Genomic DNA, 18747 nt, shown 5'->3' with positions numbered 1-18747 from the left:
TACCGATGACCCGCACGCCGGTGTACCGGCTCTCCCCTTTTTCTGGATGGCCTGCGCTTAAGAATAGTTGGTTATCGGTAAGTTCAAGGCGGCGGGGCGGAGAAGTTGCGAACGACCGTTCGTCAGATAAGCCGCAAGCCCGCACAGGGCGCGGGCTGCAGTAAAAATGAAAATATTTATTCGGCGGCGCCTTGGGCGGTCTCGGCCGGGTAGGTGGCGCGCCACAGTTCAAAGCCGCCGTCCACGCTGTACACGTCGGAAAAGCCCTGGCCGACCAGGTAGGCGGCAGCGCTCTGGCTGGAGTTGCCGTGGTAGCAGACCACCAGGGTAGGTGCGTCGAGGTCGGCGCTGCGGATGAAATCGGCAACCGAATGGTTATCCAGGTGCCGGGCACCGGTGATGTGGCCGGCGGCGAAGGCTTGCGAGTCGCGAATGTCGACGACGACCGCACCTTCTTGCTTGCGAAGCTCCAAGGCCTGCTCGGGAGGGATGCGCTTGAATTCGCTCATGGGTACTACTTCCTTCAGGTGTGGACGTTGAGTGTAGTGGGTTGTGCCGGCTGGCGCAGGGTGCCGTCGTCGGCGCAGTCACAGCGGTGGTATTCGCCGCTGTCGACGTTGTACAGGGTCATGGCGCCGCCCCACACGCAGCCGGTGTCCAGGGCGATGACGCCTGGCTCGCTGACGCGGCCTTCGAGGGCGGCCCAGTGGCCGAAGATGATCTTTACATGCCGCGAGCGGCGGTCCTTGTGAGCAAACCAGGGCTTGTAACCCTTGGGCGCGGTGCCCAGGCCTTCCTTGCTCTTGAGGTCGAGTTTGCCCTCGGCGGTGCAGAAGCGCATGCGTGTGAAGTAGTTGGTAATGACCCGCAGGCGTTCGATGCCGGTAAGGTTCTTGCTCCACTTGTTCGGCTCGTTGCCGTACATGCCGTCGAGGTACAGCTTCAGGCGGCCATCGTCGCGCAGTACTTCTTCCACCTCGGCCGCAAGACCAAGGGCCTGGCCGAGCGTCCACTGTGGCGGGATGCCGGCGTGCGCCATGGCAATGCCGCGTGCCTCGTCGTAATGCAGCAGTTTTTGCTGGCGCAGCCAGTGGAACAGCTGATCGGCGTCCGGTGCTTCGATAACCTCGCGCAGCGTGTCGCTTTTCTTCAGGCGCTCGACGTTGTGCCAGGCAGCCAGCAGGTGCAGGTCATGGTTGCCCAGCACGCAGACCAGCGACTGGCGGATCGAATACAGGAAGCGCAGGGTTTCCAGTGATTCGGGGCCGCGGTTGACCAGGTCGCCGACCAGCCACAGGCGGTCGACGGCCGGGTTGAAACCGACACGGTCGAGCAGGCACTTGAGGGGTTGCAGGCAACCCTGCAGGTCACCGACGGCGTAGGTTGCCATCAGTGCAGCGCCCCGGGCACCGCGAGGCGGAAGGGGGCGATCTCGGCGTCGAAGCGCTTACCGTCTTCGGCGAACATCTGGTAACTGCCCTGCATGGTGCCAACGCGGGTGGTGATTACCGCACCGCTGCTATAGGTGTGGCTCTGGCCCGGGTCGATGTTGGGTTGCTGGCCAACCACGCCGGAGCCGCGTACTTCCTCCACCTCGCCATCACCATTGGTGATCAGCCAGTGGCGTGACAGCAGCTTCGCCTTGAGCGAGCCATTGTTCTGCACGGTAATGGTGTAGGCGAAAGCGAAACGACTGTTTTCGGGGTCGGATTGTTCTTTCAGGTAGCGGGTCACGACGCTGACGTCGATCAGATAGCGAGGATCGGACATGCAATGGCCTTGGGCGAGCTGACGCAATAATGCAGTCTAGGCCATTGGGAGGGGGGAGGGCCAGCGGTGTGGGGACTTGGGGGTGCATGTACTGGCCTCTTCGCGGGCATGCCCGCTCCCACAGGTTTTCACCACATTTGCAGGGGGTGATTTACCTGTGGGAGCGGGCAAGCCCGCGAAGAGGCCAGTACAGGCTGGATCAGGCTGGTTGCTGATCAGCCAGCTGGTCAGCCAGGCGCACAAAGGCCGCCAGGTCCAGCTGTTCGGGCCGCAGGCTGCCATCCACGCCGGCTGCCTCGATGGCCGCGCTGTCGAGCAGGCCTTTCAGGGTATTGCGCAGTGTCTTGCGCCGCTGGTTGAAGGCTTCGCGAACGACGCGCTCCAGCAGCAGGTGGTCCTTGGCCGGGAACGGCAGCACTTCGTGCGGCACCAGGCGGACGATGGCCGAGTCCACTTTCGGCGGCGGGTTGAAGGCGCCAGGGCCCACGTTGAACAGGTGTTCGACGCGGCAGTGGTACTGCACCATGATCGACAAACGCCCCCAGTCCCCACCGCCAGGGCCAGCGGCCATGCGCTCGACCACTTCCTTTTGCAGCATGAAGTGCATGTCGCGGATCAGCCCGGCATGGCTGAGCAGGTGGAAGATCAGCGGGGTGGAAATGTTGTAGGGCAGGTTGCCCACCACCTTGAGGCTGCGCGGTGGCACGCCCAGCTGGTTGAAGTCGAACTTCAGGGCGTCGCCCTGGTGCAGGCGGAAATTGGAGCGGTTAGCAAACTTGTGCTGCAGGATCGGCACCAGGTCCTTGTCCAGCTCCACCACGTCCAGTTGTGCACCGCTGCCCAGCAGGCCTTCGGTCAGGGCGCCCTGGCCCGGGCCGATTTCCAGCAGGTGTTCGCCGGCCTTAGCGTTGATGGCACGCAGGATGCGGTCGATGATGCCGGCGTCGTGCAGGAAGTTCTGGCCGAAGCGCTTGCGTGCCCGGTGTTGGTATTGCTCGTTCATGTTCGGTTCTCGGCCATCTGGTAGGCGGTTTCCAGCGCGACGCGCAGGCTGCCGGTGTCGACGTTGCCGGTGCCGGCGAGGTCCAGGGCGGTGCCGTGGTCGACCGACGTGCGGATGATCGGCAGGCCCAGGGTCACGTTGACTGCAGCGCCGAAACCTTTGTACTTGAGTACAGGCAGGCCTTGGTCGTGGTACATCGCCAGCACCGCGTCGCAGTGCTCCAGATATTTGGGGGTAAACAGGGTATCGGCCGGCAGCGGCCCGCGCAGGTCCATGCCTTCGGTGCGCAGGCGGGCCAAGGTCGGCTCGATGATGTCGATTTCCTCGCGGCCCAGGTGGCCGCCCTCGCCCGCGTGCGGGTTGAGGCCGCACACCAGTATGCGCGGGTTGGCAATGCCGAACTTGTCGCGCATGTCGGCATGCAGGATACGGGTTACACGTTCGACGCGCTCGGCAGTGATGGCGTCGGCAATATCACGCAGCGGCAGGTGCGTGGTTACAAGGGCCACGCGCAGGCCGCGGGTGGCCAGCATCATTACCACCTGCGCGGTCTGGGTCAGCTCGGCAAGGAACTCGGTATGCCCGGAGAAGGCGATACCGCTTTCGTTGATCACGCCCTTGTGCACAGGGGCGGTGATCATCCCGGCAAAATGCCCATCGAGGCAGCCTTGCCCGGCGCGGGTCAGGGTTTCCAGCACGAACGCCGCGTTGGCTTTGTCGAGCTGGCCTGGCACTACCGGGGCTGCAAGCGGGGTATCCCACACGTACAGGCTGCCCGCGGGTGCCGGCCGGTCGGGCCATTGGCCCGGGGCGACTGGCAGCAGGCTGACGGCTAGCCCCAGCTGCGTGGCCCGCTCGGCGAGCAGGTCACGGCTGGTGATGGCGATCAGGGGGTGGGGCTGGGCGTCTGCGGCGAGCAGCAGGCACAGGTCGGGACCTATGCCGGCAGGCTCGCCAGGGGTGACGGCGAAGCGCTGGGGCTTCACTGGGCGGCCTGGTCAGCGCCAGGCAGCTTGATTTCAACGTAGGCTTCGTCGCGAATCTGGCGCAGCCAGGTTTGCAGCTCTTCGTCGTACTTGCGGTTGCGCAGGACGCTCTGGGCCTGTTGCTCACGTGCCTGTTCGGTGCTGTCGGTGGCGCGGCGGCCCAGCACTTCCAGAACGTGCCAGCCGTACTGGGTCTTGAACGGTTTGGTCACTTCGCCTTGCTGGGCGTTGGCCATCTGTTCGCGGAACTCCGGTACCAGGCTGTTCGGGTCTACCCAGTTGAGGTCGCCGCCGTTGAGCGCCGAACCCGGGTCTTCCGAGAAGCTCTTCGCCAGCTCGCCGAAGTCTTCGCCGTTCTTGATGCGATCGTACAGGCGCTCGGCCAGTTGCTCGGTGGCCGCTTCGCTGCGGATTTCACTTGGCTTGATCAGGATGTGGCGTACATGCACTTCGTCACGCAGCACGTTCTCGCTGCCACCGCGCTTCTCCTCGAGCTTGAGGATGATGAAGCCGTTTGGGATGCGAATAGGCTGGGTGATTTCACCGACCGGCATGCTGCTGAGCATCTTGGCGAAGTCTGGTGGCAGCTGGCCGGCTTTACGCCAGCCCATCTCGCCGCCTTCCAGGGCGTTTTCGCTAGCCGAGTTGGCAATCGCCATCTGGCCGAAGTCGGCGCCCTGGCGCAGCTGCTGGTACACGTCTCCGACCTTGCGCGCTGCCTTCTGGATATCATCCGAGCTGGCGGCTTCCGGGGTCGGGATGAGGATGTTGGCCAAGCGGTACTCTTCCGACATCTGCATCTTGCCCATGTCGGAGTTGAGGAAGTTCTTCACTTCCTGCTCCGACACCTGGATGCGTTCGGCCACGCGACGCTGACGCACGCGGCTGATGATCATCTCGCGCTTGACCTGCTCGCGAGCGTCATCGAACGACAGGCCGTCACGGGCCAGGGCGGCGCGGAACTGGTCCAGGGACATGCCATTGCGCTGGGCAATGGTACCGATGGCCTGGTTCAGCTCTTCGTCGGTGATGCGGATGCCCGAACGCTCGCCGATCTGCAGCTGCAGGTTCTCGACGATCAGGCGTTCCAGCACCTGCTGTTCCAGAGCGCTGGTCGGCGGCACGCCGCCGCCGCGCTTGGCGATGGTTTGCTGCACCTCATGCACGCGCTGGTTCAGCTGGCTTTGCATGACCACGTCGTTGTCGACGATGGCCACCACGCGATCAAGAGGTTGTACCGCGGCATGCACCGCGCCACTCAGCAAAGCGGCGCCCAGCAACACTGGGCGCAGACGATCAATAAGCTTGGTCTTCACGTTCACGGTAACCTTGAATGCCTTGGTCGAGGAAAGATTCGACCTTGTTGCCCACTACGCCACCTAGGCCTTTCAGAACGATCTGAAGGAAGATGCCGTGGTCGCCTTTTTCGTTCTGCGGAAGCGCCTGGCTGAAATCGTCGTAATCGATCCAGTAGCGGTTGATCAGGCGCAGCTTCCAGCAGCAGTTGTCGTATTCGAAACCACCCATGGCTTCCAGGGTGCGGTTGCGGTTGTAGTCATGCTGCCAGCGGGCGATGACGCTCCACTGCGGAACGATCGGCCAGATGACCGAGAAGTCATGCTGCTGGATCTTGTAGTAGTCCTTGATGTAGTTCGGGTCGCCCGGTGTACCGTAGTCGCCACCGCCCACTTTCCACGTGCCCGTGGTCGAGTCGTAGGCAATGGTGTCATTGCGGTAGCGATAGCCAAGGTTGACCACCTTGTTCGGGTTGTCTTCAGGCTGGTAGTGGAACATCGCGCTGCCCGAGCGGGTGCTGCGGCTGTCCGGGTCCCAGTTGAAGTCCGAATTGAAGCGCCAGTCGCGGTTGAAGTAATAGTTGTACACCAGCGCGTATGGCGACACATCGGACTGTGCATCCTTGCGGTCGCGGTAGTCGATGCCCGGCAGCTGGACCTTGCGGTCCTTGAAGTAGTAGGCCTGGCCGATGCTGAAGTTCTGACGCTCGAAACCGTTGTCTTCGATCCAGCGGGTGGTCACACCCAGCGAAAGCTTGTTCTCGTCGCCGATACGGTCGCTACCGCTGAAGCGGTTGTCTCGGAACAGCGAGTCGTAGCTGAACAGGGTTTCGCCCGTATCGAACAGCGGAATGTCCTTCTGGTCCTTGTTCGGGACATACAGATAGAACAGGCGCGGCTCGAGGGTTTGTTTGTAGTCGGTGCCGAACAACGAAGTATTGCGGTCGAAGTAGAGACCACTGTCCACGCTGAAGATGGGTACATCGCGGTTCAGCGAGCTGTTGTAGCTGCCATACGCCGGGTTTGCCGACTGCGCGATTGCCTGGGCTTTGCCCTCGCTGTCCAGGTCCAGGTCGTAGTGGGTGTACGCATACTTCAGCTTGGGCGTGAGGTAACCGTAGCTGGCTTCCATCGGCAAGCTGATCGACGGCGCAACGTTGAAGCGGTTGCCGTTGGCGCGGGCAATGCCGCTGACGTTCTGGTCCAGGCGACGGCCTGCAGCACCGGCAGAGAAGTCAGGGTTGCCGTCTTTGTCCAGGACGAAGTCGTCTTTCAGGTCACGATCAAAGCGAACGGCTTCAGTTTCGTAACCAAAGTTCAAACCGCCTGGCTGGTAAGGCAGCGTGCCATTGAGCGTGAGCTGCGGCAGGCGATCGTACGGCGTGATCTGCGAAATGGTGGCCATCTCGTAGGCGTGCACGTTCAAGCGTGCCGTGTAGCTGTCGCCACGCCACGTCAACGCACCTTGCTGGTCAAGGAGGTCCTTGCTTTCAACGCCGATCTGGTCGGATTCCAGGTCCTGGAAGTAGAACGGGTCGCTGATGTCGGTGTAGTTCACCTCGGTCATCAGGCGCTCGTCCAGGCCACCCTTGTGCTGCCAGTTGACCATCCAGCGCTGTTCTTTGTAGTCAGTCTGGTCTTTGCGGTCGTCGTCCTTGTCGTTCAGGTACGCGCCGCCAAACTGGCCTTCGCTCGAAGGCGTCAGGTAGCGGAACTCGCCTTCCATCAACAGGCCGCGTTTGGTCATGTAACGCGGGTACAACGTGGCGTCGTAGTTGGGCGCCAGGTTGAAGTAGTACGGCGTGACCAGCATGAAGCCGGTGTCGCTGCTGGTGCTGAACGATGGCGGCAGGAAGCCGGACTGGCGACGGTCGTCGATCGGGAAGTAGATGTACGGTGTATAGAACACCGGGAAATCCTTGACCCGCAGCGTAACGTTGGTCGCGGTGCCGAAACCGGTGGCCGGGTTCAGGGTGATGTTGTTGCCCTTCAACTGCCAGGCGTTGCTGCCCGGTTCGCAGGTGGTGTACGTACCGTCCTTGAGGCGGATGATGGCGTTTTCGCCACGTTTGGCGTACAGGGCACTGCCGCGGATGTGCGACTTGTGCATCACGTATTCGGCGTTGTCGACCTGGGCTTCGCCGGTGTCGAGCTGGATCTGTGCCTCGTCACCGACCACCAGCGAACCGTTGTCACGGATCTTGACGTTGCCCTTGAGCTCGCCACGGTTTTCGGTCTGGTAGAGGTTGGCCTCGTCGGCCTCGGCCTGCATGCTGCCCTGGCGCATTACCACGTCACCGGCGAGAGTCGCGATTTGCTGCTCCTGCTGGTACTTGGATACCTTGGCGTTGATGTAAGTCGGCGACTCATCCTTCGGCGTGGTATCGGCCATGCCCGGGCGGGTAGGCTCGATATAGGCGCCGCCGCAGTACGGGCCGGTTTCGGCCAGCTGCGCGGCGGTGAGCTTTTCACGCGGCACCCAGTCCAGGTGGCTGTAGTCTTCGCTGCGCGATTTCAGGCCACGGCCTTTGGCCTCGGTGACCAGCATCGGCCGGTCTGCGGTGTCGGCTTCGCTCGCGGCTTCTGTGCCAGAGCTGACGGCCGCACCGTCGTGCACCGGGCGCGGCGGCAGGTTGTTGACTGGCGCTTTGGGCTTGCAGTCCCAACCACCGGAGGCGGACACTTGGCAGTCGAACTGTTCGGCTGCCACTACGTATGAGGTGGCCAGAGGTTGCAGGGCCAGCAGACCGCCGGTTACCAGCAACGGAAACTTTCTACGAAACGCGGGGGATTTCAATGCCATCTTATTAGTCCGGGCTTCCTGCGTGCCATCTGCCCGCGTGTGGGGCCGCACGCCTCTCGATGGTCTGAAAAAGATGCTGGATAATAAAGCATGACCCGCTTGACGGCTAGGGCCGTCGGAGACCCTTGTAATGCCTGAACACGATGTACGCCTGCAACAACTGACGGTCTGGCTCGATGAGCAGCTCAATGATCTTTTCCGCAACAACGCCTGGGGCGAAGTGCCCGCGGGCAGCCTGACCGCGGCCAGCAGCGACGCCAGCTTCCGCCGCTACTTCCGCTGGCAGGGCGCGGGCCACAGCTTCGTGATCATGGACGCACCCCCTCCGCAGGAAAACTGCCGACCGTTCGTCGCCATCGACCACCTGCTGGCCAGCGCTGGTGTGCATGTGCCGCTGATCCATGCCCAGGACCTGGAGCGGGGCTTCTTGCTGCTGGGGGATCTGGGCCACCAGACATACCTTGATATTATTGATGCGGATAACGCCGATGGCCTGTTTGCCGACGCCATCGAGGCCTTGCTGGCCTTCCAGCGTCTGCCAATGGATGCGCCGCTGCCCAGCTACGACGACGCCCTGCTGCGCCGTGAAGTAGAGCTGTTCCCCGAGTGGTACGTGGGGCGTGAGCTTGGTCTGGCCTTGAGTGAAGCGCAGAAAGCCACCTGGCAGCGCGTCAGCCAACTGCTGATCGACAGCGCCCTGGCGCAGCCCAAGGTGCTGGTGCACCGCGACTACATGCCGCGCAACCTGATGCAGAGCACCCCCAACCCCGGTGTGCTGGACTTCCAGGATGCGGTGTATGGCCCGGTCACCTACGACATCACCTGCCTGTTCAAGGACGCCTTCCTCAGCTGGCCGCAGGCACGGGTCGAAGCCTGGCTGCGAGACTACTGGCAGCGGGCAAAGGCGGCCGGCATCCCGGTACAGGGCGACTTCGAAGCATTCCAGCGTGCCAGCGACCTGATGGGGGTGCAGCGCCACCTGAAAGTCATCGGCATTTTCGCCCGCATTTGCCACCGTGATGGCAAGCCGCGCTACCTGGGCGACGTGCCGCGTTTCTTCGCCTATATAGAAGAAGTGATCGGCCGCCGGCCCGAATTGGCGGAGCTGGGTGAGCTGATTGCCGAGTTGCAGGCCGGAGCGCGTGCATGAAGGCAATGATCCTGGCAGCGGGCAAAGGCGAGCGCATGCGCCCGCTGACCCTGCATACCCCCAAGCCACTGATCCCGGTCGCCGGCCAGCCGCTGATCGAGTACCACCTGCACGCCCTGGCGACGGCGGGTGTTACCGAGGTGGTGATCAACCATGCCTGGCTGGGCCAGCAGATCGAAGATCACCTGGGCGATGGCAGCCGCTTCGGGCTGAGCATTCGTTATTCACCCGAGGGCGAGCCGCTGGAAACCGGTGGTGGCATCTTCAAGGCCCTGCCATTGCTGGGTGACGCGCCGTTCCTGCTGGTTAACGGCGATGTCTGGAGCGACTACGACTTCACATGCCTGCAGGCCCCTTTGCAAGGCCTTGCTCACCTGGTACTGGTCGACAACCCTGGCCATCACGGCCGCGGTGACTTTCGCCTGGTGGGCGAGCAGGTCGTCGATGGCGATGATGCTCCGGGCACGCTGACCTTCAGTGGCCTTTCGGTGCTGCACCCGGCACTGTTCGACGGTTGCCAGGCCGGCGCCTTCAAGCTGGCGCCGCTGCTGCGTCAGGCCATGGCAGACGGCAAGGTCACTGGCGAGCATTACCGTGGGCACTGGGTGGATGTTGGTACGCCTGAGCGCCTGGCCGAGGCTGAGCGCTTGATTGGCGAGCGCGCCTGACATGTGGTGGCCAGGCACGCTGATTGGTGTGAGTGCCGGTTTTGCTGTTGCCAGCATTCCGGGGGCCTTGCTCGGCGGGTTGCTTGGGCAGGCCATGGACCGCCGCCTGCGCTTGCAAGGCTGGGAAGACATGCGCGAACGCCTGGGCGGTCGCTCGGCCTTGCGCGACGACGAGTTGCTGTTCGTGATGCTCGGGCGCCTGGCCAAGTGCGATGGCCGGGTGGCCGAGCAGCATATCCGCCAGGCGCGCCAGGAGATGGTGCGCCTGGACTTGGCTGAAGCGGCCCGGCTGCGCGCGATAGCCGCGTTCAACCGCGGCAAGGCGGGCAAGGACCGGCTGGGCAGCCATTTGCGCCGCATTCGCCAGCAGCCGCATGCGGCTGAAGGCACCCTGCGCGCCTGTTGGCGCATGGTCTGGGCCGACGGCAAGATGGGCAACAAGGAGCGTGAGCTGCTGCTGGACTGGGGGCAGAAGCTGGGCCTGAGCCGGCGCCAGGTGCAGGCGATGTCGCTGGAGTACGAGCCACGCAAGGCCGCCGGAACGGAAGGGGTGGCCATGACCTATGCCGCAGCGTTGCGCTTGCTGGCAGTTGAGGCGGACACCGAGACGGACAAGGTCAAGCAGGCGTATCGCCGGCTGGTGAGCCGGCATCACCCGGACAAGCTGGCGGGTACCGGTGCCAGCGAGGCGCAGGTGCGTGAGGCGACCGAGCGTACCCGTGAATTGCATCAGGCCTATGCCATGATTCGTAAGCGGCGGGGCCTGTAACAAAATGGGGCCGCTGTGCGGCCCATCGCGACGCAAGGCCGCTCCTACACGTTCGCGCAAAGCCCGAGGGGGCGCAGTACTTGTGGGAGCGGCCTTGTGTCGCGATGGGGGTGCCCGGCACCCCATCGATTTCAGCTCAACCCTGAGGGCTCATCCATCCCCGTACCCGGCGGAACAACTGCTCTTGTTCCGCGGCCTTGTTCCCCGGCATGGCAATCAACGACAACTGCCGGTACTGGCTGTCCTTCTGCCGCTTGCTGGCCTGCAGGCGCTGCTCGGCCGCGTTGCGGTCGCTGCTGCGGGTGACGTAATAGATATCCGCTGTCGGCACCTTCAAGGTCGGCGCCAGGCTTTCCAGGTCATGCTCAACCCGCGCCGGTGTCTGTGCGGCGACCATCACCAGCTTTTGTACCTGGGGTGGCTGCTTCTCGCTCAGGTAGCGGGCCGCCCAATACGCACCGCTACCATGGCCGATCAGCACGATGCTGCGGGCGTTGTGTTGCTGGGCGTACGCCACGGCGGCATCCAGGCGGGCGAAGATACGCTCGGCATCTGCCGGGTCCGCCTGCTCGCTGGCCTGTTCGGCGTCAGTGCTTTCTGCCGCATCGGCATCGGCCGCCGTGGCCTGGGCGACGTTGGCATTGGCATCGGCCGGCACATCCTTGGCCGGGGCGCTTTCGCCTTGGTCTTTCGCAGGCTCGGCAGGCGGTGTGGCTTCGACCCGTGCTTGCGGGCTGTCGGCGAGCAGGTCGGGCAGGCTGACGCTCAGGCTGTGCCAGCCGACATTCGGGAATTTCTGCCGCAGTGGGCCGACCGCATTTGGCCAGTCGGCGGTCTCGCCTGCACCGGGAATAATGATGACTGCCCCTTGCGGGTCGTTGTCGTTGGCGGGTTTCCAAAGTGCCAGGAAGCTGTCGGCACCGGCCTGCAGGGTCTGCTGCTCGGCCTTGGGTACAAGCCGTTCCAGCGCCTGGGCATCTTCCTGGCTGCGCTCCAGCAGGGGCGGGCGCGGGGCTTGGGCGGCCGGAGCTTCGGTGGAGGTGGGTGGTTTTTCGGCATCGGCGGCCAAGGCGCCGAGTGGAAGGATCGAGGCCAGGCAGCACATTGCCAGCGTCGTGCGATAAAGTGTGGACATGAGTCAACCCAGGGCCAGAATGATACCGGCAGCCTAATAGTATTTGCCCGTGACGGCCATGCTGCATGGCCGCCTTTGCCAAGACGAGCGTTTAGATGAAGCGAGTGCGTCGCCTGTTGGTTATCGGCTGCTTGTGGCTGCCCTTGATTGCATTGGCCCGGCCCGAGGCGGTGCCCACCGTTACGCTGGAGCCTGCGCAACAGCAGTGGCTGGACGCGCACCGCAGCTTGCGCGTCGGCCTGGTGCTGCAGGCACCCTATGCCCAGTTCGACCGGCGCCTGCAGCAACTGTACGGGGCCAACGTAGAACTGGTGAACAGCCTGGCGCAGGCACTGCGCCTGGACCTTACCTGGCGCAACTTCAGCGACCAGGCCAGCCTGGAACATGCCTTGCAGAGCGGTGAAATCGACTTTGCCCCTGGCCTGACCCAGACGCCGTCCAGCCTGCGGCTGTGGTTGTTCAGCGACCCGTACATGCGCGTGCCGCAACTGGTGGTGGGGCCGCGCACCGGGGCCATGGCCGTGGAGCTGGAAAAGCTTGAAGCCGAGCAGCGGGTGGCAGTGCGCATGCCCAGCCAGCTGGCCGATTACCTGCGCGGCAACTACGGCAACCTCAACCTGCAGGGGGTGCCCAACGAACGTGAGGCCTTGCAACTGGTGGTAGGTGGCCAGGCCAGTTTCGCGGTGCTGGATGAAGCCCAGCTCAGCCGCTTGTCACGCGAGAGCGAATTCAGTGAGCTGGCGGTGGTCGGCGATATCGGCCTGCCGCAGCTGCTGCGCCTCGGCTCGCGACGCGACTGGCCGCTGCTGGCCGATGTGCTCGAACGCGGCCTGCAGGCGCTGCCGGCCAAGGAGCTGGAGCAGCTGCACCAACGTTGGTTGCAGCCCAAATACCCACGCCTTAGCGAGTCGCCAGGCTTTTGGCAGAACCTGGCCTTGCTGTTCGGTTTGTTGCTGTTGTGTGCCTTGGCCACGCTGGTGTGGCAGCGCCGGCAGCAGCGCCAGCTGGAGCGCAGCCTGCTGACCACACGGGAAAGCCTGGTGGAGCGACAAGTGCGTGAAGAGGCCTTGCGCCTGAGCCAGTTCGCCATCGACCAGAGCACGGTGGGCATTCTCTGGGTCAACTGGGACAGCCACGTACGCTACGCCAACCATGCTGCCGAGCGCATGCTGGGGTATGGCGACGGCGAACTGCTGGAGCGGCCGTTGAGCGCTTTCGAGCCAAGCCTGACCATGGACCGCTGGCTGGAGTTGTGGAAAGGCGCCCGCACGGGGGAGGGCGGTGTCGGCCAGTTTGAGGCGCAGTGCCGGCGGGCCGACCACAGCCTGCTGCCGGTCGAGCTATCACTGAGTTTTTTGCGCTTTCGTGATTCCGAATACCTGGTGGTCTACCTCGCCGATGTCACCGAACGCCACCGAGCCCTGGCGGCACTGCGCGAAAGCGAGGCGCGGCTCAAAGGCATTGCCGGCAACGTGCCGGGGCTGGTGTTTCGCCTGGAGCGTGACCCGGCCGAAGGCGAGCTGGAATTCCCCTACATCAGTGAGGGCAGCGAGGCGCTGGTGGGGTATGCACCGGCGGAGATCCAGCACCCACAGATGGGCTTGCGCAACCTGGTTCACCCCGAAGACCGCGCCGACTACCACCGGGTCCAGGACCTGGCCTTGGCCAGCGACCAGGACTGGTCCTGGCAGGGGCGCATCCTGACCCGTCAGGGTGAGCAACGCTGGGCTGACATCAAGGCCAGCACCCGGCGCCTGGCCAACGGCCAGGTGGTATGGGACGGTGTGGTATGGGACATCACCCAGGGTAAGCGGGCAGAATTGGCACTGGCCCGATCCCAGGAGCAGCTGCGCGATCTGTCGGCCCATCTGGAGAGCGTACGCGAGGAAGAAAAAGCGCGCATCGCCCGGGAAGTACATGATGAGCTGGGGCAGATGCTGACCGTGCTCAAGCTGGAGGTGTCGATGTGCGAGCTTGCGTTTGCCGAGCTGGACCCTGGCCTGAATGAGCGCCTGGCAAGCATGAAGCGCCTGATTGCCCAGCTGTTCCAGCTGGTGCGTGATGTTGCCACTGCCTTGCGTCCGCCGATCCTCGATGCCGGCATTGCCTCGGCCATCGAATGGCAGGCGCGGCGCTTCGAAGCCCGCACGCAGATCCCCTGCCTGGTGCAAGTGCCGGATAATCTGCCTGCATTGAGCGATGCCAAGGCCACTGGCCTGTTTCGTATCCTGCAGGAGGCGCTGACCAACGTGATGCGTCACGCCCAGGCGCACAGCGTGGAGATCGAACTGGTGCGTGAAGACGGGCAATTGCGCATGACGGTCAGCGATGATGGCCAAGGCTTTTGCCACGAGCAGACCCGGCCCACTTCATTTGGCCTGGTGGGTGTACGCGAGCGGGTGCTAATGCTGGGGGGCAGCATGGCGCTGGACAGTGAACCAGGCGAAGGCACCAGCCTGAGTGTGGCCATTCCGTTGGAGTAGGAGAGCAATCGTGATTCGAGTACTGGTGGCCGAAGACCACACCATTGTCCGTGAAGGTATCAAGCAGTTGATTGGCTTGGCCAAGGACATGCAGGTGGTGGGGGAGGCCGGGAATGGCGAGCAACTGCTGGAAACCCTGCGCCACACGCCGTGCGAAGTGGTGCTGCTGGATATCTCGATGCCAGGTGTGAATGGCCTGGAGGCGATCCCGCGGATCCGTGCGTTGCACGATGCCCCGGCAATTCTGATGCTGTCGATGCACGACGAGGCACAGATGGCAGCGCGGGCGCTGAAGGCTGGGGCGGCGGGTTACGCCACCAAGGACAGTGACCCGGCGCTGCTACTGACGGCGATTCGCCGGGTGGCAGGTGGCGGGCGTTATATCGACCCATCGCTGGCCGACCGCATGGTGTTCGAAGTGGGCCTGACTGAGTCCCGGCCATTGCACACGCTGCTGTCGGAGCGGGAGTTTTCGGTGTTCGAGCGCCTGGCCCAGGGGGCCAACGTCAACGACATTGCCCAGCAGCTGGCGCTGTCGAGCAAAACCATCAGCACCCACAAGGCGCGCTTGATGCAAAAGCTGAAAGTGAACTCGCTGGCGGAGCTGGTGAAGTACGCCATGGAGCACAAGCTGGTCTGATTGCGACATAAGTCTGGCGTGCACGGTCTTTTGTAGGAGCGGCCTTGTGTCGCGATAGGGCTGCAGAGCAGCCCCGTTAATTTGTGCATTTAAGCTGAAACCCTGGGGCTGCTTTGCAGCCCATCGCGACACAAGTCCGCTCCTACACAGGAATGTGTTTGTCCTGAATGCGTCATCCTTGTAGGGCAATCCCTACAACAAATCTTCCATCTGGATGATGGCATTCTCTCAGTGCCCCCGATTTTCGGGCGCTTGCGCCTCTTCTACTCTTTGGCCTACGCAGTCATCCAACAAGAAGGTGCAGGCATGAGCGAGGCGAAGTCGAACGCTGCAACCAGCGAAACGCTGGTCAGCTTCCGTGGTGTGCAGAAGAGCTACGACGGCGAGTCGCTGATCGTCAAAGACCTCAACCTGGACATCCGCAAGGGCGAGTTCCTCACGCTGCTTGGCCCATCCGGCTCGGGCAAGACCACCAGCCTGATGATGCTGGCCGGCTTCGAAACCCCTACTGCCGGTGAAATTCAGTTGGCCGGGCGTTCGATCAACAACGTGCCGCCGCACAAGCGCGACATCGGCATGGTGTTCCAGAACTACGCGCTGTTCCCGCACATGACCGTGGCCGAGAACCTGGCCTTTCCGCTGACCGTGCGCAACCTGAGCAAGACCGACGTCAGCGAGCGGGTCAAACGCGTGCTGAACATGGTCCAGCTCGATACTTTCGCCAAGCGCTACCCCGGCCAGCTTTCCGGTGGCCAGCAGCAGCGGGTGGCCCTGGCCCGTGCACTGGTGTTCGAGCCGCAGCTGGTGCTGATGGACGAACCGCTCGGCGCGCTGGACAAGCAGCTGCGTGAACACATGCAGATGGAGATCAAGCACATCCACCAGCGCCTTGGCGTGACCGTGGTGTACGTGACCCACGATCAGGGCGAAGCGCTGACCATGTCCGACCGCGTGGCGGTGTTCCACCAGGGCGAGATCCAGCAGATCGCCGACCCGCGCACGCTGTACGAAGAACCCTGCAATACCTTCGTCGCCAACTTTATCGGTGAGAACAACCGTATCAACGGCACCCTGCTTGCCAGCGACGGCAAGCGCTGCCAGGTGCAGTTGCCGCGCGGCGAACGGGTCGAGGCGCTGGCGGTGAACGTCGGCCAGGCCGGCGAGCCGGTAACCCTGTCTATCCGCCCGGAACGTGTGCGCCTGAATGGCCACAGCGAAAGCTGCGTCAACCGCTTCTCTGGCCGGGTGGCCGAATTCATTTACCTGGGCGACCACGTGCGGGTGCGCCTGGAAGTTTGCGGCAAGGCCGATTTCTTCGTGAAACAGCCGATTGCCGAGCTCGACCCGGCCCTGGCCGTGGGCGATGTGGTACCGCTGGGCTGGGAGGTGGAGCACGCCCGCGCGCTCGATCCGATTGCCGAAGCCCATTGATGGATTGCTTCACCAACCCTGTACTGTGGAGAGAATAAGAATGCGCAAGCAGTTGAAACTGACCGCCCTGGCCCTGGGGCTGTTCGCCGCTGGCCAGGCCATGGCCGCAGACCTCACCGTGATCTCGTTCGGGGGCGCCAACAAGGCTGCCCAGGTAAAGGCGTTCTACGAACCATGGGAGAAGGCGGGCAATGGCAAGATCGTCGCCGGTGAGTACAACGGCGAAATGGCCAAGGTGAAGGCGATGGTCGACACCAAGAGCGTCTCGTGGAACCTGGTAGAGGTTGAGTCGCCAGAGCTGGCGCGCGGGTGCGATGAGGGCATGTTCGAAGAGCTCGACCCAGCCCTGTTCGGCAGCGAGGCCGATTACGTGCCGGGTGCCATCCAGCCTTGCGGCGTGGGCTTCTTCGTCTGGTCCACGGTCATGGCCTACAACGCCGACAAGCTCAAGACTGCACCTACCAGCTGGGCCGATTTCTGGGACACCAAGCAGTTCCCGGGCAAGCGTGGCCTGCGCAAAGGTGCCAAGTACACGATGGAATTCGCACTGATGGCCGATGGCGTTGCGCCCAAGGACGTCTACAAAGTGCTGGCAACCAAAGAAGGTCAGGACCGCGCCTTCAAGAAACTCGATGAGCTCAAGCCCAGTATCCAGTGGTGGGAAGCGGGTGCACAGCCGCCACAGTTCCTGGCCTCTGGCGACGTGGTTATGAGTTCTGCCTACAACGGCCGTATTGCCGCTGTGCAGAAAGAGAGCAACCTCAAGGTGGTGTGGAACGGCGGTATCTACGACTTTGACGCCTGGGCGATCCCTAAAGGTGCCAAGAACGTCGAAGAGGCGAAGAAGTTCATCGCCTACAGCGTCAAGCCCGAGCAGCAGAAGATCTACTCCGAGAACATCGCCTATGGCCCGGCCAACGCCAAGGCCGTGAGCCTGCTGTCGGAGGAGGTGAAGAAGGACATGCCGACCACCCCTGAGAACATCGCCAACCAGGTGCAGATCGACGTGGCCTTCTGGGCTGACAACAGCGAGCAGCTGGAGCAACGCTTCAACGCCTGGGCGGCGAAGAAGTAACAAACCGCAAAGCAGGGCCGCCATGCGGCCCATCGCCGGCAAGCCAGCTCCCACAGGGAGCACGTAATCCCGCAAGCCTGTGCAGTACCTGTAAGGCCCGGGGATCAGAAGTCTCGAAGCCAGTGCAGTGGCTGTAAGGAACAGGGATCAGAAGTCTCGAAGCCAGTGCAATGGCTGTAAGGGACAGGGATCAGAAATCTCGAAGCCGGTGCAGTACCTGTGGGAGCTGGCTTGCCGGCGATGGGCTGCACAGCAGCCCCATTTTCAGTTCGTATCGCGGAGTTCGCCATGGCCATTGCAGTGCCCCTCAACGAAGGCGCAGGTCCAAGTCTCAAGCAGCGCCTGAAACACGCCGAGCGGGTCAACCGCTGGAAGGCGCAGGCGTTGATCGCGCCGCTGGCGCTGTTTCTTCTGCTGGTGTTTCTGGTGCCGATCGCGGCGCTGCTGTACAAGAGCGTCGGCAACCCGGAAGTGGTCGCCGGCCTCCCGCGCACGGTCGACATCATCACCCAGTGGGATGGCAAGAGCCTGCCCGGCGAGGATGTGTACAAGGCGCTGAGCCAGGACCTGGCCGAGTCGCGCAAGAACCAGACCCTTGGCGACCTTTCCAAGCGCCTGAACATGGAACTGGCCGGCTACCGCAGCTTGTTGACCAAGACCGCCCGCGCACTGCCATTCAAGGCAGAGCCTGCTTCTTATAAAGACGCCCTGCAGGCCGTCGACGAGCGTTGGGGCGACCCGGCCTACTGGCAGGCGATACGCCGCAATACCAGTACGGTGACCTCGTTCTACCTGCTGGCTTCTGTGGACCACCGCATCGACGACCTGGGCGAGTTGGCCAAGGCCACGCCGGACCAGGCCATTTACCTGGATATCTTTGCCCGCACCTTGTGGATGGGTGTGGTGATTACCGCCATCTGCCTGGTGCTGGCTTACCCGCTGGCCTACCTCTTGGCCAACCTGCCGACCCGGCAGAGCAACCTGCTGATGATTCTGGTGCTGCTGCCGTTCTGGACCTCGATCCTGGTGCGGGTGGCGGCGTGGATCGTGCTGCTGCAATCGGGTGGCCTGATCAACAGTGCACTGATGGCCATGGGCATCATCGACCAGCCGCTGGAACTGGTGTTCAACCGCACCGGTGTGTACATCTCCATGGTGCACATTCTGCTGCCGTTCATGATCCTGCCGCTGTACAGCGTGATGAAGGGCATTTCGCCCAGCTATATGCGTGCCGCGATCTCGCTGGGCTGCCACCCGTTCGCCAGCTTCTGGCGGGTGTACTTCCCGCAGACCTACGCCGGTGTTGGCGCGGGCTGCCTGCTGGTGTTCATCCTGGCCATCGGCTACTACATCACCCCGGCGCTGCTGGGTAGCCCGAACGACCAGATGGTCAGCTACTTCGTCGCCTTCTACACCAACACCAGCATCAACTGGGGCATGGCCACCGCACTGGGCGGGCTGTTGCTGCTGGCTACCGTGCTGTTGTACCTGATCTATAGCTGGCTGGTCGGCGCCAGCCGCCTGCGCCTGAGCTGAGGA

The 18747-nt window shown here is 63.2% G+C and carries 16 protein-coding genes; 8 read left to right on the top strand and 8 right to left on the bottom strand.

The genetic code is table 11. The features are described 5' to 3' along the window. Positions 1 to 176: 176 nt before the first annotated feature. The 7 genes from glpE to N805_RS20220 form a co-directional block, all read right to left on the bottom strand. Entirely contained in the window at positions 177 to 509 is a 333-nt protein-coding gene (gene glpE, locus N805_RS20250) for a thiosulfate sulfurtransferase GlpE (RefSeq protein WP_019470208.1), read from the bottom strand. Positions 510 to 523: 14 nt separating this feature from the next. Continuing rightward, positions 524 to 1390 (bottom strand): symmetrical bis(5'-nucleosyl)-tetraphosphatase, encoded by an 867-nt coding sequence (locus N805_RS20245; RefSeq protein WP_019470209.1) that lies wholly within the window; start codon positions 1388 to 1390, stop codon positions 524 to 526. After that, positions 1390 to 1770 (bottom strand): Co2+/Mg2+ efflux protein ApaG, encoded by a 381-nt coding sequence (gene apaG, locus N805_RS20240; RefSeq protein ID WP_019470210.1) that lies wholly within the window; start codon positions 1768 to 1770, stop codon positions 1390 to 1392. Before apaG ends, N805_RS20245 begins: the two co-directional genes overlap by 1 nt. Positions 1771 to 1969: 199 nt before the next feature. Further along, positions 1970 to 2773: a 16S rRNA (adenine(1518)-N(6)/adenine(1519)-N(6))-dimethyltransferase RsmA gene (gene rsmA, locus N805_RS20235; protein WP_019470211.1), complete on the bottom strand. Its 804-nt coding sequence runs from the start codon at positions 2771 to 2773 to the stop codon at positions 1970 to 1972. Beyond that, a complete protein-coding gene (gene pdxA / locus N805_RS20230; RefSeq protein ID WP_019470212.1) occupies positions 2770 to 3759 on the bottom strand; it encodes a 4-hydroxythreonine-4-phosphate dehydrogenase PdxA in 990 nt (329 codons plus the stop codon). The genes rsmA and pdxA overlap by 4 nt, the downstream gene beginning before the upstream one ends. Further along, positions 3756 to 5075, bottom strand: a complete 1320-nt coding sequence (gene surA / locus N805_RS20225) for a peptidylprolyl isomerase SurA (protein ID WP_033691800.1) — start codon at positions 5073 to 5075, stop codon at positions 3756 to 3758. Before surA ends, pdxA begins: the two co-directional genes overlap by 4 nt. After that, positions 5056 to 7857 carry an LPS-assembly protein LptD gene (locus N805_RS20220; protein WP_026034336.1) on the bottom strand — a complete coding sequence of 934 codons (2802 nt, stop codon included), beginning with the start codon at positions 7855 to 7857 and terminating at the stop codon, positions 5056 to 5058. Before N805_RS20220 ends, surA begins: the two co-directional genes overlap by 20 nt. Before the next feature lie 130 nt (positions 7858 to 7987). On the opposite strand from N805_RS20220, the gene N805_RS20215 reads away from it, so the two are divergent. From N805_RS20215 to N805_RS20205, 3 genes are read left to right on the top strand one after another with little or no spacing between them, the layout of a single operon-like run. Further along, on the top strand, positions 7988 to 9007 hold the full coding sequence (locus N805_RS20215) for an aminoglycoside phosphotransferase family protein (RefSeq protein ID WP_019470215.1): 1020 nt from the start codon (positions 7988 to 7990) through the stop codon (positions 9005 to 9007). Next, on the top strand, positions 9004 to 9675 hold the full coding sequence (murU, locus tag N805_RS20210) for an N-acetylmuramate alpha-1-phosphate uridylyltransferase MurU (protein ID WP_019470216.1): 672 nt from the start codon (positions 9004 to 9006) through the stop codon (positions 9673 to 9675). The genes N805_RS20215 and murU overlap by 4 nt, the downstream gene beginning before the upstream one ends. 1 nt (position 9676) lies before the next feature. Continuing rightward, positions 9677 to 10444, top strand: a complete 768-nt coding sequence (locus N805_RS20205; protein ID WP_019470217.1) for a TerB family tellurite resistance protein — start codon at positions 9677 to 9679, stop codon at positions 10442 to 10444. 136 nt (positions 10445 to 10580) lie between these two features. Here the strand turns inward: N805_RS20205 and N805_RS20200 are convergent, their stop codons facing one another. Then, positions 10581 to 11579, bottom strand: coding sequence for an alpha/beta hydrolase family protein (locus N805_RS20200; RefSeq protein ID WP_019470218.1), 999 nt, complete (start codon positions 11577 to 11579; stop codon positions 10581 to 10583). A 95-nt stretch (positions 11580 to 11674) separates the two neighbouring features. On the opposite strand from N805_RS20200, the gene N805_RS20195 reads away from it, so the two are divergent. The 5 genes from N805_RS20195 to N805_RS20175 all read left to right on the top strand — a co-directional run bounded on the left by N805_RS20195 (position 11675) and on the right by N805_RS20175 (position 18744). After that, positions 11675 to 14062, top strand: a complete 2388-nt coding sequence (locus N805_RS20195; RefSeq protein ID WP_019470219.1) for a PAS domain-containing sensor histidine kinase — start codon at positions 11675 to 11677, stop codon at positions 14060 to 14062. Between the two features lie 7 nt (positions 14063 to 14069). Continuing rightward, on the top strand, positions 14070 to 14702 hold the full coding sequence (locus N805_RS20190; RefSeq protein WP_177313735.1) for a response regulator transcription factor: 633 nt from the start codon (positions 14070 to 14072) through the stop codon (positions 14700 to 14702). Between the two features lie 306 nt (positions 14703 to 15008). Then, entirely contained in the window at positions 15009 to 16133 is a 1125-nt protein-coding gene (locus N805_RS20185; RefSeq protein ID WP_019472252.1) for an ABC transporter ATP-binding protein, read from the top strand. Positions 16134 to 16173: 40 nt separating this feature from the next. Continuing rightward, a complete protein-coding gene (locus N805_RS20180; protein WP_019472253.1) occupies positions 16174 to 17208 on the top strand; it encodes an ABC transporter substrate-binding protein in 1035 nt (344 codons plus the stop codon). 288 nt (positions 17209 to 17496) lie between these two features. Then, positions 17497 to 18744, top strand: a complete 1248-nt coding sequence (locus tag N805_RS20175; RefSeq protein WP_019472254.1) for an ABC transporter permease — start codon at positions 17497 to 17499, stop codon at positions 18742 to 18744. The last annotated feature ends 3 nt before the right edge of the window (positions 18745 to 18747 follow it).

Source organism: Pseudomonas putida S13.1.2 (genome assembly GCF_000498395.2).
GTDB lineage: Bacteria > Pseudomonadota > Gammaproteobacteria > Pseudomonadales > Pseudomonadaceae > Aquipseudomonas > Aquipseudomonas putida_Q.
Note: the sequence above shows the minus strand (reverse complement) of the source record. Positions and strands in the feature narration are given on the sequence as shown.